Source organism: Catenuloplanes atrovinosus, assembly GCF_031458235.1.
GTDB lineage: Bacteria > Actinomycetota > Actinomycetes > Mycobacteriales > Micromonosporaceae > Catenuloplanes > Catenuloplanes atrovinosus.
In genome coordinates this window covers 7329653-7356025 of sequence record NZ_JAVDYB010000001.1, presented here as the reverse complement: position 1 = coordinate 7356025, position 26373 = coordinate 7329653, and the positions used below count along the sequence as shown (strand labels likewise).

General features: G+C 73.0%; 21 protein-coding genes and 1 pseudogene. 16 read left to right on the top strand and 6 right to left on the bottom strand.

Translation table 11 applies throughout. The features are described from left to right. Positions 1-11 precede the first annotated feature (11 nt). The 6 genes and pseudogenes from J2S41_RS32755 (at position 12) to J2S41_RS32730 (ending at position 9833) form a co-directional block, all read left to right on the top strand. Positions 12-1423 (top strand): annotated as a pseudogene (locus J2S41_RS32755) (methyltransferase family protein). After that, complete coding sequence (locus J2S41_RS32750; protein WP_310376696.1) at positions 1330-1902, top strand: TetR/AcrR family transcriptional regulator; 573 nt, start codon at positions 1330-1332, stop codon at positions 1900-1902. The pseudogene J2S41_RS32755 and the gene J2S41_RS32750 overlap by 94 nt, the downstream one beginning before the upstream one ends. A gap of 257 nt (positions 1903-2159) precedes the next feature. Further along, on the top strand, positions 2160-3002 hold the full coding sequence (locus J2S41_RS32745) for a C40 family peptidase (protein ID WP_310373798.1): 843 nt from the start codon (positions 2160-2162) through the stop codon (positions 3000-3002). A 28-nt stretch (positions 3003-3030) separates the two neighbouring features. Then, a complete protein-coding gene (locus J2S41_RS32740) occupies positions 3031-3675 on the top strand; it encodes a class I SAM-dependent methyltransferase (RefSeq protein WP_310373797.1) in 645 nt (214 codons plus the stop codon). Between the two features lie 93 nt (positions 3676-3768). After that, complete coding sequence (locus J2S41_RS32735; RefSeq protein ID WP_310373796.1) at positions 3769-6111, top strand: putative bifunctional diguanylate cyclase/phosphodiesterase; 2343 nt, start codon at positions 3769-3771, stop codon at positions 6109-6111. Positions 6112-6896: 785 nt separating this feature from the next. After that, entirely contained in the window at positions 6897-9833 is a 2937-nt protein-coding gene (locus tag J2S41_RS32730) for an Hsp70 family protein (protein WP_310373795.1), read from the top strand. On the opposite strand, the gene pabB is transcribed toward J2S41_RS32730, so the two are convergent. The 4 genes from pabB to J2S41_RS32710 form a co-directional block, all read right to left on the bottom strand. Beyond that, a complete protein-coding gene (pabB, locus tag J2S41_RS32725; protein ID WP_310373793.1) occupies positions 9802-11880 on the bottom strand; it encodes an aminodeoxychorismate synthase component I in 2079 nt (692 codons plus the stop codon). The two genes, J2S41_RS32730 and pabB, sit on opposite strands and share 32 nt — an antisense overlap. Positions 11881-11897: 17 nt before the next feature. After that, positions 11898-12122 (bottom strand): hypothetical protein, encoded by a 225-nt coding sequence (locus J2S41_RS32720; RefSeq protein WP_310373791.1) that lies wholly within the window; start codon positions 12120-12122, stop codon positions 11898-11900. Positions 12123-12305: 183 nt separating this feature from the next. Beyond that, a complete protein-coding gene (mscL, locus tag J2S41_RS32715; protein ID WP_310373790.1) occupies positions 12306-12758 on the bottom strand; it encodes a large conductance mechanosensitive channel protein MscL in 453 nt (150 codons plus the stop codon). 61 nt (positions 12759-12819) lie between these two features. Further along, entirely contained in the window at positions 12820-13458 is a 639-nt protein-coding gene (locus J2S41_RS32710; protein WP_310373788.1) for a FadR/GntR family transcriptional regulator, read from the bottom strand. Between the two features lie 74 nt (positions 13459-13532). Here J2S41_RS32710 and J2S41_RS32705 point away from each other — a divergent pair, with 74 nt between their 5' ends. From J2S41_RS32705 to J2S41_RS32690, 4 genes are all read left to right on the top strand, one after another. Continuing rightward, positions 13533-14834: a CynX/NimT family MFS transporter gene (locus tag J2S41_RS32705; RefSeq protein WP_310376694.1), complete on the top strand. Its 1302-nt coding sequence runs from the start codon at positions 13533-13535 to the stop codon at positions 14832-14834. 225 nt (positions 14835-15059) lie between these two features. Continuing rightward, on the top strand, positions 15060-16457 hold the full coding sequence (locus tag J2S41_RS32700) for an efflux RND transporter periplasmic adaptor subunit (protein ID WP_310373786.1): 1398 nt from the start codon (positions 15060-15062) through the stop codon (positions 16455-16457). A 170-nt stretch (positions 16458-16627) separates the two neighbouring features. Continuing rightward, positions 16628-17353: a response regulator transcription factor gene (locus tag J2S41_RS32695; RefSeq protein WP_310373784.1), complete on the top strand. Its 726-nt coding sequence runs from the start codon at positions 16628-16630 to the stop codon at positions 17351-17353. Between the two features lie 176 nt (positions 17354-17529). Then, positions 17530-19002 carry a sensor histidine kinase gene (locus tag J2S41_RS32690; RefSeq protein WP_374728292.1) on the top strand — a complete coding sequence of 491 codons (1473 nt, stop codon included), beginning with the start codon at positions 17530-17532 and terminating at the stop codon, positions 19000-19002. 49 nt (positions 19003-19051) lie between these two features. On the opposite strand, the gene J2S41_RS32685 is transcribed toward J2S41_RS32690, so the two are convergent. Continuing rightward, the gene (locus tag J2S41_RS32685; protein ID WP_310373780.1) at positions 19052-20719 is read right to left on the bottom strand and encodes a glycosyltransferase family protein; all 1668 of its coding nucleotides are present in this window, start codon (positions 20717-20719) and stop codon (positions 19052-19054) included. A 188-nt stretch (positions 20720-20907) separates the two neighbouring features. Between J2S41_RS32685 and J2S41_RS32680 the strand changes: the two genes are divergently transcribed. Genes J2S41_RS32680 through J2S41_RS32665 form a run of 4 tightly spaced genes read left to right on the top strand, consistent with a single transcriptional unit; the run spans position 20908 to position 24511 of the window. Further along, complete coding sequence (locus J2S41_RS32680) at positions 20908-22044, top strand: efflux RND transporter periplasmic adaptor subunit (protein ID WP_310373779.1); 1137 nt, start codon at positions 20908-20910, stop codon at positions 22042-22044. Continuing rightward, positions 22041-22760 carry an ABC transporter ATP-binding protein gene (locus J2S41_RS32675; protein ID WP_310373778.1) on the top strand — a complete coding sequence of 240 codons (720 nt, stop codon included), beginning with the start codon at positions 22041-22043 and terminating at the stop codon, positions 22758-22760. The genes J2S41_RS32680 and J2S41_RS32675 overlap by 4 nt, the downstream gene beginning before the upstream one ends. Further along, complete coding sequence (locus J2S41_RS32670; RefSeq protein WP_310373776.1) at positions 22757-23953, top strand: ABC transporter permease; 1197 nt, start codon at positions 22757-22759, stop codon at positions 23951-23953. Before J2S41_RS32675 ends, J2S41_RS32670 begins: the two co-directional genes overlap by 4 nt. Positions 23954-23965: 12 nt before the next feature. After that, a complete protein-coding gene (locus J2S41_RS32665) occupies positions 23966-24511 on the top strand; it encodes a hypothetical protein (RefSeq protein ID WP_310373775.1) in 546 nt (181 codons plus the stop codon). 24 nt (positions 24512-24535) lie between these two features. Here J2S41_RS32665 and J2S41_RS32660 read toward each other — a convergent pair whose 3' ends face one another. Continuing rightward, on the bottom strand, positions 24536-24886 hold the full coding sequence (locus J2S41_RS32660) for an STAS domain-containing protein (protein ID WP_033339298.1): 351 nt from the start codon (positions 24884-24886) through the stop codon (positions 24536-24538). 197 nt (positions 24887-25083) lie between these two features. Here J2S41_RS32660 and J2S41_RS32655 point away from each other — a divergent pair, with 197 nt between their 5' ends. After that, entirely contained in the window at positions 25084-25950 is an 867-nt protein-coding gene (locus tag J2S41_RS32655) for an STAS domain-containing protein (protein WP_310376692.1), read from the top strand. Next, entirely contained in the window at positions 25950-26372 is a 423-nt protein-coding gene (locus J2S41_RS32650; RefSeq protein ID WP_310373774.1) for an STAS domain-containing protein, read from the top strand. Before J2S41_RS32655 ends, J2S41_RS32650 begins: the two co-directional genes overlap by 1 nt. The last annotated feature ends 1 nt before the right edge of the window (position 26373 follow it).

Sequence of the window (26373 nt, the reverse complement as noted above, 5' to 3'; positions counted from 1 at the left end):
GCGCGCCGGACCTGGTGCTCGCCCGGTACGCGACCGTGCTCGTACCGCTGGTGCTGGTCCTCATCGGACTGCGGGTGGAGCGGACCCGGGACGGGCGGGCCGCCGCCCTGCTGGCCGGCATCTCCGCCGCGGTCGGCATCTCCGCGCTGGACCCGGTCGCCCGCACCGCCGGGTGGTGGAGCTTCGCGCCGGTCGACGGCGCGTTCCACGGGATGCCGGTCGACCTGTGGCTGGGCTGGGCCGCACTCTGGGGCGCGCTGCCGGTGCTGTTCCGCCGCGTGCTGCCCTGGCCGCTGACCGTGCCGCTGCTGGCCTGGCTGGACCTGATCGCGATGCCGCGCCTGGCCCCGCTGCTGGTGCTGGGTGAGCGGTGGTGGATCGGCGAGTTGATCGGCGCGGCCGGCGTGATGCTCCCGTCGGTGCTGCTCGGCGTGGCCGTCGCGGAACGCAGGTGGCTGACCGCGCGGGTGCTGGGGCAACTGGTGGTGTTCGCCGGGCTCACGCTCTGGCTGTTCCCGCGCGTCGCGTTCACCTTCGACGGCGCCACCTGGCCGCGCGAGCACCTGGCCGTCTGGGCGCAGCTCGCACTGCTGCTCTCGATCCCGGCGCTGCTCGCGGTGCGGGAGTTCGCGACGCGCGGGCGGGGCACCGCGTACCCGTGGGACCCGCCGGACCGGCTGATCACCACCGGGCCGTACGCGTACGTGGCGAACCCGATGCAGCTCAGCGTCGTCGCGCTGATGCTGCTGCTGGCGGTGGCCGCGGGCAGCTGGGCGATGGTGGTGGCGGCCGTGGTCGCGGTCGCGTTCAGCGCCGCGGTGGCGGAGCCGCACGAGCGCGCCGCGCTGGCCGCCCGGCACGGTGACGAGTGGCGGGCGTACCGTCGGCGGGTCCGCGACTGGTGGCCGCGCTGGACGCCCTATGTGGACGGGCCGGAGCCGGTGCTGTGGCTGGACGCGGACTGCGGGCCGTGCGCCGCGACCGCGGCGTTCCTGCGCGACCGGCGGCCGCACGGGCTGGTCGTCGCGCCCGCCGGGGAGCATCCCGGGGTGATCTGGCGGGCCGAGTACGCGGGCGCCGGCGGCCACGTCGCGCACGGGGTGGCCGCGGTCGCGCGCGGGCTCGAACACCTGCACCTCGGCTGGGCGTACACCGGCTGGTTCCTCCGGCTGCCCGGCGTGGACGCGGTCGCCCAGGCGGTCGTGGACGCGTTCGTCGCGCCGCCGCACCCGGCCGGTACCGTCGACGGGAGTCACGAATGGAGACCCGATGTCGGACACCAAGCAGAAGCTGCTGGACGGCACGCTCACCGCCGTCACTGAGCACGGCATCAAGGGTGTGTCGGCACGCACCATCGCGGCCGCCGCCGGGGTCAACCAGGCGCTCGTCTTCTACCACTTCGGCAGCGTGGACGACCTGCTGACCGCGGCCTGCACGATGCACACCCGGGCCCGCGTCGCCGCCTACTCCGCCGAGTTCGCCCGGGTCACCTCGCTGCGCCAGCTTCTGGACGTGGGCCGCAAGCTGCAGGTGGCGGAGCGCGAGCTGGGCAACGTGTCGATCCTGGCGCAACTGCTCGCGGCCGCGCAGGGCGATCCGAAGCTGGGCGCGTCCGTGGCCGCGGCGTTGCAGCTGTGGGTCGACGAGATCGAGTCCGTGCTGCGCCGGCTGCTCACCGGCTCACCGTTCGCGGAGGTGGCGGACCTGGGCGGGCTGGCGAAGGCGGTGTCCGCCGCGTTCGTCGGCATCGAGCTCTACGCCGGTGTGGACGCCGAGGGCTCGCAGCACGCGATGGGCGCGCTGGAGCAGCTCGCGGTGCTGGTGGAGGTGGTCGACGACCTCGGCCCGATCTCTCGCCGCGCGCTCAACGCCAAGATCAATCGAGCGGTACGGACGCGGTAGCCGCTCGGCTCACCACCGCGCGCGATCGGCTGCGACAAATTCTCGCCATATTCCGTATTTGCCGGAATTCGTGCGCTTTGTCATCGGACGTGCGCAGAATGAACGCCGACACAAGTCAGCCGTCCGGGTTCCCAGGCCGTGCCGCACGTGTTGCGGTCACGCCCACCGGTGGTCCAGCCACCGGCTGCCGGGGATGCGCGAGAGTGCCCCGGGCCGACCTGGGAGGCATCACGCACGTCCCGACGACTCGCCGGGCATTGACCGGCGTCCTGGCGCTCACCGTAGCCGGGATCGCCGCCGCCGGCCCCGCCCACGACTCGCACGCCGCGGCGGGACGACCCACCGCGACGACGGCCTCGACCACGGCGGAGCGCGACTCCGCGACCGGAGCCGCACCGGGGTCACGCACCGCGACCACGGCCGGCCGGCTGGTGGGCCTGCGGACCGGCATCCACCCGGCCATCCCGGGCGCGGAGGTCCACGACGGACCGGCGCGCGCGGCCCGGGCGGCGCACCGCACGGCCCGCCGCGCGGCACCGCGAACGGCCAAGACCGCGCCGGCACCGGCCAGGACCGCACCACGGCGCGCGGAGGCGCGGACGGCGCGGCCGAGCATGACGCGGCGCACCGGCACGTACCAGAAGCAGCGCCTGATCAAGCGGGTGCGCACCGAGGTGCGCCGCCACGACGGGGAACGGTCCCGCCGCTTCCGCGACGTACGCGACCGCAAGGCCGGCAAGCACCGGCCGGTGAAGCGGTACACCGGCGACGCCGGCCGGGTCGTCGAGTACGCGCTCGACCAGGTCGGCAAGCCGTACCGGCGGAACGCGGCAGGTCCCGGCTCCTACGACTGCTCCGGTCTGGTGTCGGTCGCGTACCGGAAGGCCGGCGTGAAGCTGCCGCACTCCAGCCACGGCATCGCCCGCAAGGGCAAGAAGGTGCGCCGCGCCGACCTGCGTCCCGGCGACGTCGTCCTGCCGCAGTCCGGGCACGTCGGCATCTATCTCGGCGACGGCAAGATGGTGCACGCGGCCACCCCGCGGAAGGGCGTCGTGGTGTCGAAGATGTACGGGTTCTCCACCGCACGCCGATTGCTGTAACGGGCACCCGGTCCGGCACAATGCGGCGGTGTCGCACAATGTCACGGCGCATGCCAGCCTCGCCGGCCTGCCGTTCCTGCCCGAGCTGCGGCTCTACCAGGCCGGAGCGGAGGTCGGGCTGTGGACGCACAGCGGCGGCGCGTACGCGAGTGACCGCCCGCCGCCGTTCTGGGCGTTCGCCTGGGCCGGCGGGCAGGGGCTCGCCCGGTACGTGCTGGACCACCCGGACCTGGTGGCGGGCCGGCGAGTGCTCGACCTCGCCGCCGGGTCCGGGCTCATCGCGGTCGCGGCCGCGCGCGCCGGGGCGGCGCAGGTCACCGCCACCGACGTGGACGACGACGCGCTCGACGCGATCCGGCTCAACGCGGAGGCCAACGGCGTCGCGGTCGGCACCGCCCGCCTGGACCTGCTCGACCCGGCCGCGCACGCCGCCGCGGACGAGCACGACGTGGTGCTGGCCGGCGACGTCTTCTACACGGAGGCGCTCGCCGGGCGGGCCCGGGCGTTCCTGCGCCGGGCGGCCCGGGCCGGCGCGCTCGTGCTGGTCGGCGACGCGCGGCGCGGCTACCTGCCGGAACGGCTGTTCACCGAGGTCGCGGCGTACGACGTACCGGTGCCGAGGGCCCTGGAGGAGACGCGGCGCAAGCGGGCCATGGTCTACCGCCTCACTTGAACCGAATCACTCAGGTAGCCGCCCGGGTGCCGATGAGATGCGTATGGATCGCGCGGCGATCCACCGGCGGACCGGCCGCAGCGGAGGTGGTACGTGAGCGTGGGAACAGGTGCCGCCGTGCGCCCGTTCCGGCCGACGCCGCAGATCGTCGCCGCGGTCGTGCTCACCCTGGCCTCGATCGTCTGGTGCGTGGTCGGCCTGTGGTACGAGTGGCCGGTGCCGGCGCTCGGCTGGCTGCCGCTGCCGGTGCTGGGCCTGCTCGCCGCGTACGAGTGCCGCGCCACCGCCCGCGTGCCCGGAGCCGACCCCGCGGTCCGGCGCTTCTGGGCCTCCATCGCCGTGGCCAGCGCATTCGTCTTCGCCGGCTCGGTCAGCATGTGCTACGACTCGCTCCAGGCCGGACCCGCGCCCACCCGGACCAGCCCACGTAGCGCGTTGATCTTCATGGGTGGCCTGGCCGCCGCGCACTGGGGGATGTTCCGGCTGCCCGCCCGCATCCGTACGGCCGGCGAACGGCTGCGGTTCGCGCTCGACGCCGGCGTCATCGCGGTCACCGTCTCACTCTTCGGCTGGCATTTCTCGCTGCGGCACGTCGAGACCTGGCGCTCCTCGACCGGCTCCGACTTCGCGCTGGTCGCGATCGTCGCGGTCGCGGCCGTCTCGCTCGTCGCGTTCGTCAAGGTCGCGCTCATCGGCACCGGCGGCGTCGACCCGCGCGCGCTGCACCTGCTGGCGATCGGCACCTTCGGCAGCGCGGCCACGGCGGCGCTCAGCCCCGCACTCGCGGACCGGCCCTACCTCAACGGCTGCATGCTCGCCGTACCCATCGCCTATCTGTTCGTGATCCTCTCGGCCGATCGGCAGCGCCGCGCCCCCGTGGAGCGCGCCGAGTCCGCGCCCGGAGGGGTGAAGGTCAGCGTGCTGCCGTACGTCGCGGTGGTCGCCGCCGGCGGGCTGCTGATCGAGGACCGGCTCGGCGGCCCGTCCGAGCCCATGCTGATCGCGGTCACCGTCGTGTTCCTCACCGCGCTGGTGCTGGTGCGGCAGCTCACCGTGCTCCGCGAGAACGCGCGGCTGCTCGCCACCGTCGACGCCAACCTCGCGGCGCTGCGCAGCGCCTGGGACGACCTGGACACCGTGCAGACCCAGCTCGCCCACCAGGCCTCGCACGACGCGCTCACCAACCTGGCCAACCGCGCGCTGCTCGCCGCCCGGGTGGACGCGGCCACGGCCGAGGGGGAGCGGTTCGCCGTACTCCTGATCGACCTCAACGACTTCAAGGCCGTCAACGACTGGCTCGGCCACGCGGCCGGTGACCGGCTGCTGGAGGTGGTCGCGGAGCGGCTGCTGCACGCGGTCCGTACCGAGGACACCGTGGCGCGGCTCGGCGGCGACGAGTTCGCCGTGCTCATGCCCGGCCTGGACGCGGCCTCCGCCGGCGAGCGGTGCGCCGAGATCGCCGCGCGCGTGCAGCGACCCGTGGTGATCGAGGGCCACCAGCTGGAGGTCAGCGCCGGCATCGGCCTGGCCGACAACGGCAACGCCGCGACCGGCGCGGACGTGCTCCGCCGCGCGGACGTCGCCATGTACGTGGCGAAGGCCAAGGGGGCCGTGTTCGTCGGCTACCACCCGGACATGGACCAGATCGCGGCCGAGGAGGCGCGGCTCGCCGCCGACCTGCGCCAGGCCATCGAACGCCACCAGCTGCACCTGCTCTACCAGCCGGTGGTCGAGCTGCCGTCCGGCCGTACCGTGCGGGTCGAGGCACTGATGCGCTGGCGGCACCCCACCGACGGCATGGTGCCCCCGGACCGCTTCATCGCGATCGCGGAACGCAGCGGCACCATCGACACGCTCGGCGAATGGGCGCTGCGCGAGGTCTGCCGGCAGATCGTCTCGTGGCGCGCGGCGTACCAGCTCGACATCGAGGTCAACGTCAACGTATCCGCCCGCCAGCTGCGCTCGCCCGGCTTTCCCGACCTGGTCTCCGGCATCGTCGCCGAGTACGGCGTCGCCCCCTCCGCCATCACCCTGGAGATCACCGAAACCGCGGTCTTCGACGGCGGCCCGGCCGTGGAAAGCCTGCGCACACTGCGCTCCCTCGGCTTCCGCGTGGCGCTGGACGACTTCGGCACAGGCCACTCGTCGTTGAGCCTGCTGACCACCTGCCCGGTGGACATCATCAAGGTCGACAAGTCCTTCGTCGCCGGCATCGGCGGCAACGGCCAGCAGGCCGTGATCGTCACCGCCCTCATCCAGATCACCGCGGGCCTCAACCTGCACGCGGTCGCCGAGGGCGTCGAAACCGCCGACCAGGCGTCCCGCCTGTACGCCCTGGGCTACCGCTTCGCCCAGGGCTACTACTTCGACCGCCCCCTCCCGGCCGACGACGTCGTCTCCCGCTTCCGCGTGGACCGAGCCGGCGTGGTCTCGTAGCCCTCCCGCTACCTGCGGTTGCCCGGCTCGCGGCGATGTCGTTCCTGCGGCGGTGTCTCGCTTGAGGCGGTGCTCCCCGGCTCGCGGTGATTCCCGGTTCCGGCTTTTCCGGCTTGCGGAAGCCCCCGGCGCGGGGCGGTCTCCCGCTTCCGGCGGTTCCGTCCTCGGCGAGGTGTCTGGCTACGCCCCGTCTCCGGCTTCAGCCGATATGTGACTTCAGCCGGTGTGCGGCTTCGGCCCGTTTCGGGCTTCGCCCGGTCTCTACGTTGCGCCGGGTTCGGTATCCCGGCGGTCGTCCGATCCGGCCCGGTTTGGTTCTCAGCCTTTCCCGCTTCCGGCGTGGTTGCGTTCCGCATGCTCCCGCGGGCACCGGTCGGCCGTGGCCGGCCTCCCTGCAAGATCCGCGGCTGGTCATCCGAAACGCGCCACCGGAGCAAGATCAACGGTCGGATGTGCGCCGGCCACGGTGCGAGTCACGCGAAACGTGGCCGCCGTACATTCCGTCGCGATCTTGGTCGGGAAGCCGACGAATGCGATCCCGCCGACACCGGGCAAAACCGGCGAAGCGGGACAGCGAGTCGTCGGTGGGAGCGAGGTAAGCAGAGCGGAGCCGGGCGCTGCACGCCCGAAATTTCATGTTATTGCGTTGTATCGGTGTGTGCGAATCAATCCCGAATGGGCCGTTCGGACCTCGGTGATCGGTCGTCCGCGTGTCGATACATGTCGCAGGCGGTGGGTAGCATCCGGCTCCGGGCGCGGTGATCGCCCGGTGGGGAGAGATTGCAGTGACCGGACCGGTGCGCCTGGCCGTGGACCTGGGCACCACGCACACGGTGGCGGTGGTCGAGCGGGCGGGGCAGCCGCCGCGCGCGCTGCTCTTCGACGGGTCGCCGATCCTGCCGTCGGGGGTGTTCCTCGCGGCCGACGGTGAGGTGCACACCGGGCGGGACGCGGCGCGGCTGGGCGCGGGCGAGCCGGAGCGGTTCGAGCCGCACCCGAAGCGGCGCGTGGACGAGGGCACCGTCCTGCTCGGCAGCGCGGAGGCGGCCGTGACCGAGCTGCTGTGCGCGGTTCTGGTGCGGGTGGCGGAGGAGGCGCGGACCGCGGGCGTGGACCCGGCCGGCGCGGTGCTCACCTGCCCGGCCGACTGGGGTGCGCCACGGCGGGCGGTGCTGGCCGACGCGGCCCGGCGCGCCGGGCTGGGCGAGGTGCGGCTGCTGGACGAGCCGGTCGCCGCGGCCACGTACTGCACGCAGGTGGTCGGCCAGACGGTGCCGACCGGCGGCGCGGTCGTGGTGTTCGACTTCGGCGGCGGCACGCTCGACGTGACCGTGGTGCGCCGGGAGCCCGGCGGGTGGCGGGTCGCGGCCACCGGCGGCCTCGACGACCTGGGCGGCCTCGACGTGGACGACGCGCTCGTCGGCCACCTGGGGCACGTGATCGCGGGGCGGGACCCGGCCGTCTGGCAGCGGCTCTCCGCCCCGGCGACGGCCGCGGACCGGCGGAACCGGCAGGCGTTCTGGGGCGAGGTGCGCGCGGCCAAGGAGATGCTGTCCCGGCTGACCAGCGCGCCGGTCCGGGTGCCCGGCCTGGAGGAACCGCTGCACCTGACGCGCGACGAGGTGGAGCGCGTCGCGGGGCCGCTGGTCGCCCGCGCGGTGGACGAGACGCGCCGCGTGCTGGAACGGTCCGGCATCGCGCCCGCGCAGCTCAGCGGCGTGCTGCTGGTCGGCGGGTCGAGCCGGATCCCGCTGGTGGCGAGCCGGCTGCACGCGCGGCTCGGCGTGGTCCCGTCCGTGCCGGAGCAGCCGGAGCTGCCGGTCGCCTACGGGGCCCTGGCCAACCAGCGCCTCGGGCCGATCGCGTCCGCGCAGGTCTCGGCCGTACCCACGTCGCCGTCGGGCTATGGGACCGGTCATCCGCCGGCGTACGGCGCGCCCGGCCCCGACACGTCCGGCTACGCCGCGGCGACCCCCGTTGCCGGCACGCCGGATGCCGCGGCGCCGACTTCAGGGACGCCGGCCTCCGGCGCGCCGGTCTCCCCGTCGGCGCCCGGCAACCCGTACCCCGCCGGATTCCCCGGTCAGCCGGCCCGAATACCCGCCGGCCAGGTCCCCCCGCCGAACTGGGGCGCCCTGCCCCCGCCCTGGCACCCCGCCGCGCCGGCCCCGAACGGCGCGCCCGTGAGCCCGCCACCGGCCGGCCCGCCGGACCCCAAGAAGATCAGGAAGCGCACCCGCCGCCGCGTGATCGCCATGCTCACGATCGGCGCCGTGGTGGCCGCGATCGCGACCTGCGGCACCTACACCACGCGGGCGATCAGCGGCTGGGTCTCCGGCATCACCAACGACACCGCACTGCCCGACGGATCGAATATCGGCGACGTGCTCGGTGGCGGCACCGGCGGCAACACCGGCGCCGCGGCGGACGGCGAGCTGGTCCGCGTCGGCGAGCCGATCACGCTGGGCGGCGGCGCCACCGCGGTCGCGGTCGCCGGCACCACGGTGTACTACGCGCAGGTGATCGGCGCGAACACCGAGGTCGTCGCGATGAACGCCACGGACGGCAAGCAGCTCTGGAAGAAGACGGCCAAGCTCGCCGGCTCGGAGATCCACCTGATCGTGCTGGACGAGCTGCTGCTGCTCGACGTGGACAGCTCCACCGCGCACGACCGGCAGGACGCGCGCGCGGTCCTCCAGCGCTCCGACGGCACCGTGTTGCGGGACTTCCCCATGTCGCTGACCAGGGACGTCACGTTCCTGGGCGCGGACGCGGTGATGGAGTACACCGGCTCCTACGAGGACTACAAGCTGTACCGGATGAACCTCAAGACCGGCCAGGAGGTCTGGAGCCGTACCAACGTCTCGGACACCGTGATCATCGACGCGCACCGGGCCGAGCCGCTGCGCGAGTGGGTGGGCGACGCCGGGCCGAAGAAGGGCTCCGGGATGCTGCCGGCCAGCGAGTACCGGCTGTTCGACTCGCTCGCCGCGTCCTCGGTGTCCATGGTGCAGCTCACCGACGACCTGCGGATCCAGGTGGTCGACCTGGCCGACGGCGAGACGAAGAGCGGTTCCGGTGCCAACGGGGTACGGATCGAGGACGACTTCTGGACCGCGTTCGACGGCCAGGTGATCGGCCTGCTCAACGCGGAGGCCGCGGCCCAGCCGACCGTGGCCGCGTTCGGCCTGAACGACTTCGCGGAGAAGTGGAAGCTACCGCTGGCGGCCGGCGAGACCGTGGAGCAGATCAAGCCGTGCGGTGAGCACGTGGTGTGCGTGGCCGTGGACAGCGCGAACGATCAGTACCGGACGGTCGCGGTGGACACCACGACCGGCCGCCAGCTGTGGAAGCAGGAGGTGGAGTTCAGCGTGGACGAGGGCTGGTACGCCACGCCGAAGGGCCTGCTCTGGGGCAACCAGTTCTTCGACACCATGCAGGACGCGAAGCTGCTCCGCTTCGACGGCTCGGAGGTGACGGCGCTGGGCGACGCCGACGTCTACGCGATCCGCGACGGCCGCGCGCTCGGCGTGACCGTCAACGTCGACATCGACCGGACCGGCTGGGTGGTGCAGGTCTGGGACATCGCGACCGGCAAGCGGACGAACGCGGTGGAGTTCAGCAGCGAGCTGCCGAAGGAGGCCGCGTTCGCGGGCGACATCGGCGCCATGATCGACGACAAGCGGGTGCTCAGGGTGTACCAGGTGAAGAGCCTGGGCTGAGCGCGGTCAGCGGGGTGGCGGCCTTGAGCAGCATCTCCGCGTACTCGGCGGCGGGATCGGAGTCCAGCACGATCGCGCCGCCGGCCCCGATGGTCAGCGTGCCACCGTGCCGGACCGCGGTACGGATGACGATGCTCAGGTCGGCCGTACCGCTGAGGCTCAGGTATCCAAGCGCGCCGGAGTAGACGCCACGCGGCCCGTCCTCCAGCTCGTCGATGATCCGCATGGTGCGCTCCTTCGGCGCGCCGGTCATCGAGCCGCCCGGGAAGCAGGCGCGGACCGCGTCCACCGCGGTCGCGCCGGCCCGCAACCGCCCGCGGATCGTGGAGACGAGCTGGTGCACGGTCGCGTACGACTCGGTGGCCATGAACGCGGGCACCCGCACGGACCCGACCTCGCACACCTGCCCGAGGTCGTTGCGGACCAGGTCGACGATCATGAGGTTCTCGGCCCGGGTCTTCGCGTCGTCGGCCAGCGAGGCGCGCAGCTCCTCGTCGCGGACCGGGTCGGCCGAGCGCGGCGCGGTTCCCTTGATCGGCTTGCTCTCCGCGGTGCCGTCCGGCAGCACGCGCAGGAATCGCTCCGGCGACGAGCTGAGCACGCTGACCTCGCCGAGCCGCAGCAGCGCCGCGTACGGTGCCGGGTTGTTGCGCCGCAGCCGCCGGTAGAGCTCCAGGTCGGACGCGTCCGGATCGGGCACGGTGAGCCGGTCGGTCAGGCAGATCTCATAGCTCTCACCGGCGCGCAGCCGCTCCCGCGCCTCCTCGACGTCCGCCAGGTAGCGGTCCCGCCCCTTGCCGAGCAGCGGCGCCGGATCCACCAGCGGCGCCGGAGCGACGTCCCGCTTCACCGCCGCCGGGATCGACGAGATCAACGCCGCGGTCCGCGCCACCCACGCGTCCGCCCCGGCCGAGCTTCGCAGCGCGACCGCCCACGCACACCGCTCCACATGATCGAGCACCACGAACCGGTCCACGAGGACCCAGACCGCGTCGGGGGTACGCGCCGCGTGCGCTCCTTCCCCGGCGTCGTTCTTCAGCTCGTAACCGAAATATCCGATGTATCCTCCGAGGAAGTCGAACGGCAGCGCCTCCGGAGCGGCGATCCGCCCCGCCGCCAGCCGTCCCCGCAGCACATCGAAGATCGACCCCGCCTCGACGCGGGAGCCGGCCGCCGGCGTGGCGCCGGTGTCGTCGAGCGCCGCGGGCGTGCCGGGGGGAGGCGTCGTGACCTGGACGGCGTGGGAGCCGGTGCGGTAGGTGAGGGTCTCGGTGGCGGTGCCGAGGTAGGAGAATCGGGACAGGCCGTCCGCGATCATGCTGCTGTCCAGCCAGAAGGCGGGGACCGCGTCGCCGCAGAGCTGGGTGAAGAGTTCCTCCGGGTCGGGGAGGTGCTCCACCCGTACCGTGGCCAGGGGGTGTCGGTCGTGCGACGGCGGAGCCGGAGCGGCCGGCGGTGCGGGAGTCCGGCGCGGCCGGAGCAGGCCGTTGATCCGCAGGAAGTTTCGGATGATCTCGTCGCCGTGCGCGGACGCGATCGACTCGGGATGGAACTGCACGCCCCACCACGGCCGGGTGACGTGCCGCAGACCCATGATCACGCCGTCCTCGGCCCAGGCGGTGGCGATCAGGCGCGGCGGCAGCGGCTCGGGCACGGCCAGCGAGTGGTACCGGACCGCGACGAAGTCCTGGGGAAGACCGGCGAAGACGTCGGTGCCGGCGTGGCGGACGCGGGTGAGGTGACCGTGCCGGGGCTGTGGCGCCCGCACCACGGTGGCGCCTGCGGCGAGCGCGATGCCCTGGTGGCCGAGGCAGACGCCGAGGACCGGCAGGTCACGGCGGGCCAGCAGCCGCGCGGACGTGCCGAAGTCGGCGTCGCGGCCGGGGTGCCCGGGGCCGGGCGAGATGATCGCGCAGTCGTATCCGCCCGGGTCGGGCAGCGGCTCGTCGTTGCGGACCACGTCCGGCTCATCGCCGGTCACGCCGGCGATGAGCTGGAAGAGGTTGTACGTGTACGAGTCGTGGTTGTCGACGATGAGCGCGCGCATCAGCCGACAATTCTCGCTCAGTCGCGGGTGGAGAGCTCACGCCAGGTGCCGGGCCCGTTCAGCATGCCGCGGACCGCCTCCAGCGCCTCGTCCTCGCCGCCGAACTCGTAGAACCGCGACACGCCCTCGGCGCCGCCGGCGCGGGCCTCGACGTGCCAGGTGTCCCCGTTGACCCGGAGGAAGACGTCCTTGCGGGCGATCCGCCCCCATTTGCCGTTCCACCAGTGCTTTCGCTGCTCCATAGCAGCACACCCTATCGAACATGCGTTCGATAGGGTGTGTGATCTTGCTAAGCGGTGTCAGCCGCGCGGCGGACTGAGCTACCTAACCGCGCGGCGGGCTGAGCCACCTACCCCGCGCGGCGGGCTGAGCTACCTACCCGCGCGGCGGGCTGAGCTACCTACCCGCGCGGCGGACTGGGCTACCTACCCGCGCGGCGGGAAGTGCTCCCGGCGGATCGCCTCGTCGATCGCGGCCCGGCGGTCCGGGTCGGAGTTGCCGGCGATCAGCGCGTCGCGGATCTCGGTGAGCAGGCGGACCTCGTCGCTCGGCGCATCGGGCTCCGGCTCCTCGCCCCGCTTGCGGCGCTCGGCGAGCTTGTTCATCGGGTAGACCACGAGGAAGTAGACGACCGCGGCCGTCATCAGGAACGTGATCACCTGGTTGATGAACGCGGCGTACTCGAAGGAGATGCCGGCCGTCGGCGACCAGGCGCCCTTCAGCTCACCGGTGCCACCGGTGGCGAGCTTGATCAGCGGTTCGAGGAACGACTTGGTGAACGACGTGACCAGTGCGGTGAACGCGGTGCCGATGACGACACCGACCGCGAGCTCGATCACGTTGCCGCGCATGATGAAGTCTTTGAAGCCCTTGATCATCGGTACTCCGAAAGATGTGACGGGGGTGGGTCCTCACCGTATTGCCCGATTCACCGAATGCCTATTCGAGGTACGCACCGGCCTCTTTCGCGGCCAGCTCCGGGTCCCCCGCGCGGATCGCCGCGACCAGCCGTCCGTGGTCGACGTAGCTCTCCGCGGTCATCCCCTCGTCCTCGAAGGACTGTGCCACCGTGGCGCGCATCGCGTTGCGGAACGACGCGTAGAGCCCGGCCAGCATCCCGTTGTGCGCCGCGCCCAGGATCGCGGTGTGCAGCGCCACGTCCGCCTCGACGAACTCGTGCAGCCGCCCGGCCGCCCAGGCCGCCTCGCGCCGGTCCAGCGCGCGCTCCAGCTCGGCCACGTCCGCGGGCGTGCGGCGCACCGCGGCCAGCCGGGCGGCCTCCACCTCGAACGCGCGCCGTACCTCGACCACCTCGGCCAGCTCCGCGTCGGCCATCCGCCGCCCGACCACGCCGGCCAGTTCGTCGCTGGACATCACGTACGTCCCCGAGCCCTGCCGGCTCTCCAGCACGCCCGCGTGCACCAGTGCCTTGACCGCCTCGCGGATCGTGTTCCGCCCGACGCCGAGCGCCTCGACCAGCTGTGGCTCGGTCGGGATGCGCCCGCCGACCGGCCACTCGCCGGACGTCACCTTGGCGCGCAGCTCCTCGATGACCCGCTCCACCAGCCGGTATGTCATTCCTTACACCATCCTCCGAGAACTACGCCGAATTCATCCCATGATTTTACGATGGGTACGTGTCGACCTCCCCCATGGTGCTGGAACCCGCCGCCGCCGTCGCCCCCTCGGGCCGACGGGTTCGTGGCACGCTGCTGGTACTGGCCGCCATGCTGCTGGTCGCGCTGAACCTGCGCACGTCCATCACCAGCGTCGGCTCGCTGCTCACCGAGGTGCGCGCCGGCCTGCACCTGTCCGGCCTGATGGCGGGCGTGGTCACCACCATGCCGACCATCGCGTTCGCGGTGTTCGGCGCGTTCACGCCGGTGCTGGTCCGCCGCTTCGCCGCGCCGCGCGTGCTGGTCGCCGCGATGGCCGCGCTGGTGGCCGGCCAGGCGCTGCGCGTGATCACCGACTCCGCCGTGATCTTCGTGGTCACCGGCGCGCTCGCGCTCTCCGGCATCGCGGTCGGCAACGTGCTGATGCCGATGCTGGTCAAGCAGCACTTCCCGGAGCGGACCGGCCTGGTCACCGGCATGTACTCCGTCTCCATGTCGATCGGCGCCACCGTCGGCGCGGCCGCGGCCGTGCCGATCGCGCACGCGTTCGGTTCGTGGCGCGCCGGGCTGGGCGTCTGGGCGATCCTCGCGCTCGCCGCGATCCCGCTGTGGCTGCCGGCCGCGCTGCGCCGTCCGTCCGCCGCCCCGGCGGCGGTGTCAGGGGCGAAAGCCCTGGCGCGGGTACGGCCGGGAGCCACCCGCCTCGGCTGGGCCATGGCGATCTTCTTCGGCGCGCAGTCGCTCAGCGGCTACGCGGCCATGGGGTGGCTGCCCACGCTGTTCCGGGACGCCGGCTTCGCCGCGGAGCACGCCGGGCTGCTGCTCGGCATCCTGTCCGTGGTCGGCGTGCCGATGGGACTGATCATGCCGTCGCTCGCGGCCCGCGTGCGCCGCCTGCACGGGCTGATCCTCGCGCTGGCCGGCCTCATGATCGTGTCGTACCTCGGCATGATGCTCGCGCCGCACGCCGGTGCGTACCTCTGGGTGGTCGTGCTGTCGATCGGCCAGAGCTCGTTCCCGCTGGCGCTGACCGTGCTCGGCCTGCGCGCCCGCACGCCGGAGGGCACGGTCGCGCTCTCCGCGTTCGCGCAGAGCATCGGCTACCTGTTCGCCGCGCTCGGCCCGCTGCTGGTCGGCTACTTCTACGGCCTGACCGGCGGCTGGACCGTACCGATGCTGTTCCTGATCGGCATCGCCGTGCTCCAGGCCGTCGCCGGCCTGTTCATCGCGGCGCCTCGCTTCGTCGAAGACGAACAAAGCCGGCTCAGCGTCGAAGACGAACAAAGCCGGCTCAGCGTCGAAGACGAACAAAGCCGGCTCGGCGTCGAAGGCGGATGAAGCCGGCTCGGCGTCGAAGGCGGATGAAGCCGGCTCGGCGTCGAAGACGAGCCAAGTCGGCTCGGCGTCGGGGGCGATGAAGCGGCTCAGCGTCGAGGATGAGGGGGCCGTGCTCTGAGGGTGCTCGCAGGCGGGGCCGAGTCGGCTGCGAGGCGCGGTGATGAGACTTCGCCGGTCGGGTGCCGACCGGATGGGGTGTGAGCTGTGCTGTTGCGGGGTCGACGAATGCGGATCGCGGTCGGCGTGGCCGTCGCGGCGGTCGTGGTGGCGGGTGCCACCACCGCGTACGCGCTCACCTCTGGCCCGGGGGCGACCGCGGACGAGCCGACGCTGGTGGCGGCCGACACCGGTGACGTGACGCTGGCGGTCGCGGCCACCGGCACGCTGGCGCCCGCACGGACGAGGAGCCTCAGCTTCGGTACGTCCGCCGAGGTCACCGCCGTCAACGTGCGGCCCGGGGACGTGGTGCGGGCCGGTGACGTGCTGGCCGAGGTGGACGCCACGGACGCGCAGGAGACGGTGGACAAGGCGGCGGAGGACCTGGCCACGGCCCAGGAGGACCTGTCCACGGCCTCGTCGACGGCGGACACCGACACCGGCACCGAGACCGGTTGCGCGACGGCCGCGGGCTATGCCACCGGCGGGACCACGCCGACGCCGGCGCCGTCCACCGGCGGCGGGCCGGTGCCGGCCGTGACGGTCACGGTGACCGAGACGGTCACGGTCTACGTGACGGTGCCGGCGTCGCCGTCCGCTTCCACGTCGCCCTCGCCCTCGACGACCGCCACGCCCGCGCCGTCCACGACGCCGTCCCGGCCCTCGACCGGCCCCTCCACCGGCGGGTCGGGCCCCTCCACCAACGGCGGCTCCACCAACGGCGGCACCACCAACGGCGGCACCACCAACGGCGGCACCACCAACGGCGGCACCGACGGCGGCACGGGCGGCGGCTCGACCTGTGGCGGCGGCACGGACGGCGGTCCCACCGGTGGTAGCACCGGGCGGGCCGGCGGTGACGCGGTCTACAACGCGCAGAAGAAGGTGACCAGCGCGCGGCTGGCGCTGGACGAGGCCGAGGAGGCGCTGGCCGGCGCCGTGATCAAGGCGCCGGTCGGCGGCAGGATTCTCTCGGTGGCCGGCGGCATCGGCAGCAGCGCCGGCGCCGGCAGCACGTTCATCACGCTCGGCGACGTGGGCGGCATGGAGGTGCGGGCCGAATTCCCGGAGGCGGACGCCGGTCGCCTCGTGGTCGGCCAGACCGCCTCGGTGACGCTCGCGGACCGGCCGGGCGAGACGTTCCCGGCCACGGTCACGCAGGTCGACCCGGTCGGCACGGCCACGGACGGCATGGTCACCTACGGCACGCTGATCACGTTCGACACCGTGCCGGAGGACGTGCTGGCCGGCCAGCACGCGCAGGCCACGGTCACCGTCTCGGCGGTCAGCGGCGTGCTGCGGGTGCCGGCGTCCGTGGTCCACGACGTGGCGGACGGTGCCGGTACCGTGACCGTGCGGGTCGATGGCGTGGACGAGCGGCGGGCCGTCCGGGTCGGGCTGATCGGGGATGCGTACGCCGAGATCGTCTCCGGCCTCACCACCGGCGAGACCGTGGTCGCGTCTTGATCATCCGTACCCCCGATGATCTGCGGTTTTAAGTCTTTGTTCAGGGTTCTCCGACCTCGCTCCGAGGCGCCTTCGATAGAAGTGGGAGCCGGTGTCCCGGTAACCGTGATCGCGCGATGAGCGGTCGCGCGGCAGCGGATGATCGGGCTTGGACGGCAGGAGGCAACACGGTGCGTCAGCAGACCGAAGCACGGCCAACGAAGGTTCTCGTCGTCGACGACGAGCCGAACATCTGCGCGTTGCTGTCGGCCACGCTTCGTCTGATCCACTTCGACGTGCGGGTGGCGAACGGCGGCCACGAGGCGCTGACCGTCGCCACCGAGTTCGAGCCCGACCTGGTCGTCCTCGACGTGATGCTGCCCGACCTGGACGGCTTCCAGGTCGCGCAGCGGCTGCGATCCGGCGCCCGTCCGGTCCCGGTGCTGTTCCTGACCGCGCGCGACGCGGTCGAGGACCGGATCTCCGGCCTCACGGTCGGCGCGGACGACTACGTCACCAAGCCGTTCAGCCTGGAGGAGGTCGTGCTGCGCATCCGGGCGATCCTGCGCCGCAGCCGCGGCGACGCGGACTCCGCCGAGGACAACGGCATGCTGCGGTACGCCGACCTGGAGCTGGACGAGGACGCGCACGAGGTCCGCCGCGGCGGCAAGCTGGTCGAGCTGTCCCCGACCGAGTTCAACCTGCTCCGGTACCTGCTGGTCAACGCGGGCCGGGTGGTCAGCAAGGCGCAGATCCTGGACCGGGTGTGGAGCTACGACTTCGGCGGTGACGGCCGGATCGTCGAGTCCTACGTCTACTACCTGCGCAAGAAGATCGACCGCTGGGACCCGCCGCTGATCCACACGGTCCGCGGTGTCGGCTACGCGCTCCGCCTGCCCCGGAGCGCCGAGGAGTGACCTGGCGGGTGCGCCGGTGGCGGCACTGGACGCTGCGGTCGCGGCTGGTGCTGGCGATCGCCTCGCTGGCGACCGTGGCGCTGTTGGTGGCGAACCTGGCGGGCGTGTGGCTGCTGCGCAGCTACATGACCGACCAGCTCGACGACCGGCTGGGCAACCGGGTGGACAACCCCGCCATGGTCGCCGACCGGCTCTGCTCCACCCGCTCCGACACCGGCGCGCCGTTCAGCCCGGCCAACCCGGGCGGCCCGCCGACGCCCGCGCTGCCCGGGCAGTTCGCCGGCCCCCAGCAGATCCTCAGCCTGTACCTGACGGACGGCACGCTGCTCTGCACCGACCGCCAGGCCGGCGACGCGCAGGTCGACACCGCGGACGTGACCGCGCAGGCCGGAAGGGACGAGCCCACGACGGTGCGGCTGTCCGACGGCACCACCTGGCGGATCACGGTGCAGGAGGCCGTGATGCTGACCGACGACGGCCGTCTGCCGGTGCTGGTGCTGAAGGGCGCCTCGCTGGAGGACATCGACCGGACCGCGGACGGCCTGCTGCTGATCAACCTGGCGGTCGAGCTGGTCGTGCTGCTGCTGCTCGGCCTGGCCGCCGCGCTCGTCGTCCGGCTCGGCCTGCACCCGCTCACCCGGATGGAGGCGATGGCCGCCCAGATCACCGCCGGCGACCTGTCCCACCGCGCGGACGACGCCGACCCGCACACCGAACCGGGCCGGCTCGGCATCGCGCTCAACTCCATGCTCGCCCGCATCGAGGCGGAGATCCGGGCGCGTACCGCGTCCGAGGCCCGGCTCCGCCAGTTCGTCGCGGACGCCGGCCACGAGCTGCGCACGCCGTTGACCTCGATCCGGGGCTTCGCCGAGCTCTACCGGCGCGGCGGCGCACCGCCCGGCCCGGCGCTGGACGAGACCATGAGCCGCATCGAGTCCGAGGCCGCCCGGATGGGCCTGCTCGTCGAGGACCTGCTGCTGCTCGCCAAGCTCGACCAGCAGCGCCCGCTCCAGCGCCGTCCCGTCGACGTGCTCCAGATCGCCGCCGACACCATTCGCGACGCCCACGCCCGCGTCCCCGACCGCCGCATCCGCCTGGCCGCGCTCGCGCCCGACGACGACTTCGAGCCGATCACCGTACCCGGCGACGAACACCGCCTCCGCCAGGTCGCCACCAACCTGGTCAACAACGCCCTCGTCCACACCCCGCCCGACGCCCAGATCACCATCCGCGTCGGCCGCTGGACCCCACCCCACGCGGTCGCGGCGGCGCCCGGGCCGGCCGGGCCGGGTAACGCCGTGCCCGCGGCGCCGGGCCGGGGAATCCGCGGCCACGGCGGGCGGGCCGGGACCGCCGTGACCGCGGGGCCGTCGTCGTCCCGTACCGGTGGGACGGCACCGGTTTCCGGCTACGCCGTGCTGGAGGTCAGCGACACCGGCCCCGGCATCCCGCCCGAGCACGCGGATCGCGTCTTCGAGCGCCTCTACCGCGTCGAGTCCAGCCGCGTTCGTGGTGTCCCCGGCGCCGGTGGCTCCGGCCTCGGCCTCTCCATCGTCGCCGCCATCGTCCAGTCCCACGGCGGCCACGTCGAGCTCAGCACCGCCCCCGGCCAGGGCGCCACCTTCCGCGTCCTCCTCCCCACCGAGTGATCCCCGGCGCCGGCACACTGCCGAACCGGCGACGGGATCGGCACAGGGTTCAGCGGTCTTCCTGGTAGATGAGGTAGCCGCCGGCCGGAGTGACGTCGAAGACGCGGAGGGTGCGGTCGCGGAAGGCGGTGAACGCGACGTCCAGCTCGGAGCCGGCGAGGAGGACCCAGGCGGGCTCGGGGGCGGCGCGGACGACGGTGCCGTGGACGGGGAAGCGGTCGCCGCGCTGGTTGAGGCGGGCGTCGATGACCGCGCAGATGATGCGTTCGCCGGTGATGAACGTGATGCGGTCGCAGGTGTCGCGGTCGGAGTAGACGCGGGTGGCGCCGGCGCGGTCGAGCGCGGCGACGAGCTCACGCTCGTCCTCGGCCGGGGCGGAGATCGCGGGGCCGCTGAGGATCAGCGCGGCGGTGGCGGCGACCGCGAGCGCGAGCACGGCCGCGAGGACCGCGGAGCCGATCAGGCCGGTGAAGGCGGCCACCAGCGTACGGGCGCGGCGGCCCCACAGGCGGGCGGCGGCGCGCCACAGCGGCCACAGCACGGCGGGCAGCGCGATCAGCGTGTAGTGCAGGTTCTTCGCGGCGACCGCGGGGGCGAGCGCGGAGTTGGCGGTGACGAAGAAGACCGCGAGCGTGAGCGCGGCGGCCAGGATCAGCGCGAGTCGGCCGGCGTGCCGCGGGACCCGGCCGGGCGGCGCGTCGCCGAAGCCGCGGATCGCGGCGATCAGCGCCACCAGGAGCAGCGCCAGGTACGCCGGGCCCCACCACGCCTGCCAGGCCACGCACTCGCCGGGCGCGCACAGGCCGCCGCTGATCGGGATCGCGGTGAACAGCGTGCCGGTCAGCCGGTCCGCGAGCGGTGCCTCGATCAGGTTGCCGCTGGCCAGCACGAGCCGGTCGAACGGGCTGCGCGGCGAGCCGAGCACGGCGTAGGCGATCAGCGGCACCGCGCCGGCCGCGGTGCCGGCCGCGACGAGCAGCCAGACCAGCGCGCGCCTGAAGCTGAGCAGCAGCATCACGCCGGCGGCGGCCACGAACGGCAGCACCCACCAGTGCGTCCACACCATGAGGCCGGCCAGCACGCCCCAGCCGAACAGGCCGAGCCCGGGGCGTTTCAGCTCCGCGCCGGCCAGCCGCACGGTGAGCAGCAGGAGCAGCGTGACCGCGAGGAGCATCTCCGGGTACGCCCCGGCGCCGGTCAGTTCGTCGCGGATCACCCGGTCCGAGCCGAGCGCGAACAGGCCGATCGACAGCGCCGCGAACCAGGGCGTGTAGAGGCGGCGGAGCAGCATGTACGCCACGATCAGGAACCCGGCGAAGCAGATCAGCGCGGGCAGCCGCACCGACCACCACCCGGTGCCGAGCACGCGCACGAACGGCGCCGCGAGGAACGCCTGCAGCGAGCCCATGTACCGCTCGCTGTCCAGGAACAGCGGCAGTTCCTGCCCCTGCGCGATGCGCAGCGCCGCCAGCCCGGCGCCGGCCTCCGCCGCGTCGCCGGGCGGCACCTCGGCACGCACCAGCAACAGGCGGTAGCCGAGCCCGAGCAGCCCGAAGAAGATCGCCCACCCGGCCGCCGCCCGCCGATCCGGACTGTCCGACGGCCGTCGATGCCCGCGCGGCTCCGGCCGGCCGGTCAGCACCGGCACGCGCCCACCACCGCGCCCCGGACGACCCTCGTAGTCGTCCCGGAGCGGCACGGCCGTCACGGCGCTCACCGGACGAGTCTGACACACCCCACCGGCATGTATCGAAAATGTCTGATCCGCCGCTTCCCAGTCGGCTCCGAGGCCGTCATGGGCCGGTATCGAGAGGGGGCGGCGACGCTACGCGCATGTCTGTGCGACGACCCCTTCTCGCTCGCCGCCCCTCCTGGATTGTCAATACCGGCCTCGGGCTGGCAATCGTGGGTCTCGGCGTGTGGGCCTACTTCTCCCTCGCCCAGCCCGCGCGCGGCGAGGCGAGCACGACCGCGGGCACGACGCGGACGCTGACCGTGCAGCAGGGAACCGTCACGTCGACGGTCAGCGCGGACGGCACCGTGGAGAGCGCGACCACGGCCGGCGCGAGCTTCGGCACGTCCGGCACGGTCACCGAGATCGCCGTCAAGGTCGGCGACACCGTGACGAAGGGCCAGGTGCTCGCGAAGCTCGACCCGGCCGCGGCGAACCGGAGCCTGGAGGCGGCACGGGCCGATCTCACGGCCGCGCAGGACGCGCTGGCCCGGGCCGAGGCGGAGGGCAGCGACACCACGTCGGCGGAGGCGGAGGTGACGCGGGCCGAGCTGGCGGTCGAGGAGGCGGCGGACGCGGTGGCGGGCACCACGCTGACCGCCACCATGGACGGCACCGTCATCACGATCAACGGCAGCATCGGCGGTACGGCGAGCGGCAGCGGAGGCCAGACCGGTCAGACCGGGCAGAGCGGCGGGAGCGACCAGAGCACCGACTCCGGCGGCGCGTTCGCCGAGATCGCGGACCTGAACGCGCTCCAGGTCACCGCCTCGTTCGCGGAGGCGGACGCCACGAAGCTGGAGGAGGGCCAGACCGCCACCGTCACCTGGAACGCGCTGACCGGCGTCACCGCCACCGCGACCGTCGCCGCGATCGATCCGCACAGCTCCGGCGACGGCGGCCAGGACTCCTCCGTCACGTACGGCGCCACGCTCTCGCTCGACGAGGTCCCGGAGGGCGCGAAGTCCGGCCAGACCGTCACGGTCGCGGTCACCACCGGCACCGCGGCGAACGTCGTGATGGTCAACTCGGCCGCGATCACGTCCGCCGGCCGCGGCCACACGGTCACCACGGTGGTCGACGGCCAGCAGGTGTCCACGCCGGTGGAGATCGGCCTGGAGGGCGACACGATGACCGAGATCACCTCGGGTCTGGCCGTCGGCGACCAGGTGCTCTACACGATCGAGGAGAGCGCCTCCCAGCAGGGCGGCGGCGGCCAGTTCCCGGCCGGCGGCGGCTTCCCGGCCGGCGGCACCCAGCCCGGCGGCGCGGCCCAGCCCGGCGGCGGCATGCGGGGTGGCGGCCAATGACCACCGCGGCACCGGCGGGGACCACCGCCGAGCCGGTCATCGAGGTGCAGCGGCTGCGCAAGGTGTACGGCGAGGGCGAGGCCACCGTGCACGCGCTGGCCGGCGTCTCGCTCACCGTGGACCGCGGCGACTACGTCGCCGTCATGGGCTCGTCCGGCTCCGGCAAGTCCACGCTGATGAACATCCTGGGCTGCCTCGACGTCCCGTCCACCGGCCGCTACCTGCTGGACGGCGTGGACGTCAGCGAACTCTCCGACCGGCAGCTCGCGGTGGTCCGGAACCGCCTGATCGGCTTCATCTTCCAGTCGTTCAACCTGATCCCGCGGACCACCGCGCTCGCCAACGTGGAGCTGCCGCTCGCCTACGCGGGCGTGAAGCCGGTCGCCCGCCGGAAGCGGGCGCTGGCCGCGCTGGACCTGGTCGGGCTCGGCGCGCGCGCCGGCCACGAGCCGAACCAGCTCTCCGGCGGCCAGCAGCAGCGCGTGGCGGTGGCCCGCGCGCTGGTCACCGAGCCGGCGCTGCTGCTGGCGGACGAGCCGACCGGAAACCTGGACAGCCGCTCCACCGAGGACGTGCTGGCCATCTTCGACGACCTGCACGCGCAGGGCCGCACGATCGTGCTGATCACGCACGAGGCCGAGGTGGGCGCGCGGGCCCGGCGGCTGATCCGGCTCTTCGACGGCCAGGTCCGCTCCGACGAGAGAAACAGGCGATGAGCAGCTGGGAGATCCTCACGTTCGCGGTCAGGGGCGTGGCCGCGAACAGGCTCCGCTCCGCCCTGACCATGCTCGGCATCCTGATCGGGGTCGCGGCGGTGATCCTGCTGGTGGCGGTCGGCAACGGCTCCGCGGCCGCGATCACCAGCCAGATCTCCGCGCTGGGCACGAACACCATCACGGTGATGAGCGCGAACCGCGGCGGCACCACGAACACGGCGCTGACCACGGAGATCGCGGACGCGCTCCAGGACGAGACGCTGGCGCCGGACGTGAGATCCGTCTCGCCGGTGGTCAACGCGTCCGGCACGCTCACCTACGACGGCACCGACCACGAGGTCAGCCAGTTCATCGGCACCGTGACCGGCTATCTCGGCGCGCAGTCCTACCGGATCGAGCGCGGCGCCGCCTTCACCGACGCGGACGTGAGCCAGGGCCGCCGGGTGACCGTGATCGGGCAGACCGTGGCGGAGGAGCTGTTCGAGGGCGCCGACCCGGTCGGCGCGCGGGTCACGGTCGGCGGCGCGCTGTTCACCGTGGTCGGCGTGCTGGCCGAGAAGTCCTCCTCCGGCGTGCAGGATGCCAACGACCTGGCGATCGCGCCGCTCACCGCCGTGCAGCAGACGCTGGCCGGGTACGGCTCGCTCAGCTCGATCGTGGTGGAGGCGGTCGCCGCCGACCGGGTCGCCGCGGCGCAGAACGAGATCGCCACGATCCTGGACCAGCGGCTCGGCATCGACGAGGGCGATACCGCGCCGTACCGGATCCAGAACGCGTCGCAGCTGCTGGAGACGCAGACGGAGACCGCGGACACGTTCACCGTGCTGCTCGGCGCGGTCGCCGGCGTCTCGCTTCTGGTCGGCGGCATCGGCATCACGAACATCATGCTGGTCACGGTCACCGAGCGGACCCGGGAGATCGGCATCCGCAAGGCGCTCGGCGCACCGCGCCGGGTGATCCTGACCCAGTTCCTCGCCGAGGCCACCATCCTGAGCCTGACCGGCGGCGGCCTGGGCGTGCTGATCGCGGTGCTCGGCGCCCGGTTCGAGATCGCCGGCGTCCAGCCGGTCATCGTGCCCGGCTCGGTCTTCCTGGCGCTGGGTGTCTCCGTGGCGATCGGCCTGTTCTTCGGCGGTTACCCGGCCGGTCGCGCCGCGAGTCTCCGCCCGATCGACGCACTCCGCTACGAATAGGAATCCGAGTCAATGGCCTTCAGAAGATCGAAGCACCGGGGTACGGCCGACAGCGGCGACACGGCCGTGCTGCCGGGGGCGCGGGACCACGACGGGCTGGCTGCGCAGCTGGCCGCGACCGCCCCGAGACAGTGGTGGAACCGGTGGACACCGTGCCTGGCCGCGGTGCTGCTGCTGGGCGGCGGCGTGCTGGCCGGCGTCCAGATCCAGCAGCGCTGGGGCACGACCACGACGTCGGGCCCGGGAGGCGGCGGAGCGGCGGGCGCCGCCGGCTTCCAGGGCGGCGGCTTCCCGGGCCGGCAGCCGGCCGCGACGGAGTCCGCGCAGCCGACCGGCGGTGGCACCACCGAGGGAACCGTCAAGCTGGTCAACGGCAGCACGGTCTACATCGTGACCGGGGACGGCCGCACGGTCACCGTGAAGACGTCCGACGGCACCGCGGTGCGGGTGGCCGCGGACGGCGCGCTGACCGACCTGGCCGAGGGGGACACCGTGACCGTCGAGGGGACCGCGGGCAGCGACGACTCGGTGACCGCCACGACGATCACCGAGAAGTAGTCAGGAGATGTGACGTGCGGCGCGTCAGGCCGAGGCCGGCGCGCCGTCCACGGCCTCGTCGACCGTCGGATACGTCTGGAGGACCTCGACCAGGCCGCTCACCTCGAGGATGCGCAGCACCCCGCGCTGCGGCGCCGCGAGCCGGACCAGGCCGCCGCTGTCGTCCGTGCTGTTCTTGGCGCGCACGAAGACGGACAGGCCGGTCGAGTCGCAGAACGAGACCTCCGCCAGGTCGAAGACGAGCCGTGTGCGGCCCTTCTCCAACAGGTCGGTGATCTGATCCTGCAGCTGCGGCGCGGTGGCCATGTCGAGCTCACCAGCCACCGACACGACGACCACGTCATCGCGCTGTTCGGTCTTAACCGTCAAGGACATTTAGCCGACCTCCTGTTATGGACGAAACGCTACTCCACCGACGGCATGCTCGCAGTGTGAGGCCGATGCCAAATACTTGGCGTCGAGCAAGTAACGGTCGTCGCACCGGTGATAGTGTCCCACCGGTCGGTCAACCGAATGATCCCCAGGCACCTCAGACCTCAGGCGACGACCTGGGAGCTGACATGGAGGCGAACGTGGCGCTCAGCACGGAGACGGCGAGCCGGCTCACCGCGCTGCTCGACGAGCACCAGGACAGGATCGCCGAGTCGTGGGTGCGTGAGGTGGCGACCTCGCTGCGCGGGCGGCTCAGCCAGGGCGAGCTGGACCGGCAGGTCCGGGAGCTGTTCCGGGCCCTGCGCGACCTGCTGGCGAGCGGCGCCGCCGAGCTGCAGGGCGACGCCGGCGGCGAGCTGCGCGCGGTGCTGAGCGAGATGTCCCGCTCCCGCGCGCTCCAGGGCTTCACCTCCACGGAGACCGCGGTCAGCGTCTTCGCGGCGAAGGAGGCGTTCGCCACCGCCACCGGCGTGCACGACGCGGACTCGCGGGCGCTGAGCGACTTCATCGCGTTCGGCGCGCTCGTCGACCAGTTGGGCCTGTTCACGTTCGAGACGTACGCGCAGGCCCGCGAGGAGGTCATCGCGGACCAGGCGGAGCAGCTGCTGGAGCTGGCCACGCCGGTGGTCAAGCTGTGGGACGGCGTGGTCGCGGTGCCGCTGGTCGGCACGCTCGACTCCGCGCGCGCCCAGGTGGTGATGGAGCGCCTGCTCCAGACGCTGGTGGACACCGGCTCGCCGTACGCGATCATCGACATCACCGGCGTCCCGGCGGTGGACACCCAGGTCGCGCAGCACGTGCTGAAGACCGTGGTGGCCGCGCGGCTGATGGGCGCGGAGTGCATCATCTCCGGCATCCGGCCGCAGATCGCGCAGACGATCGTGGCGCTCGGCATCGAGTTCGGCGACATCGCGACGAAGGCCACGCTGGCCGACGCGCTGCGCCACGCGGTGCGCCGCACCGGCGCGGACCTCGGCCGCCGCGGCGCGGCCCGGCGGGAGTCCTGATGGAGCGCGTGCCGGTCCTCAAGATCGGGGACTTCCTGCTGGTGTCGATCCAGGTCGACATGGAGGACCAGATCGCGCTGCAACTCCAGGAGGACCTCTCCGCGCGGATCGTCGAGACCGGCGTGCACGGTGTGATCATCGACATCACCGCGCTGGACATCGTCGACTCGTTCGTCGGCCGGATGCTGTCCACGATCGCGGCGATCTCCAAGGTGCTGGACGCGGAGACCGTGGTGGTCGGCATGCGCCCGGCGGTGGCGATCACGCTGGTCGAGCTGGGCCTGTCGCTGCACGGCATCCGCACCGCGCTGAACGTGGAACGCGGCATGGAGCTGCTGGCCCGGGCGCGTGAGGAAGAGGATCTCCTCGGCGTCGAGGACGACGACGAGGACGCCCAGGACGGGGCGGCGGTGACGTCGTGAC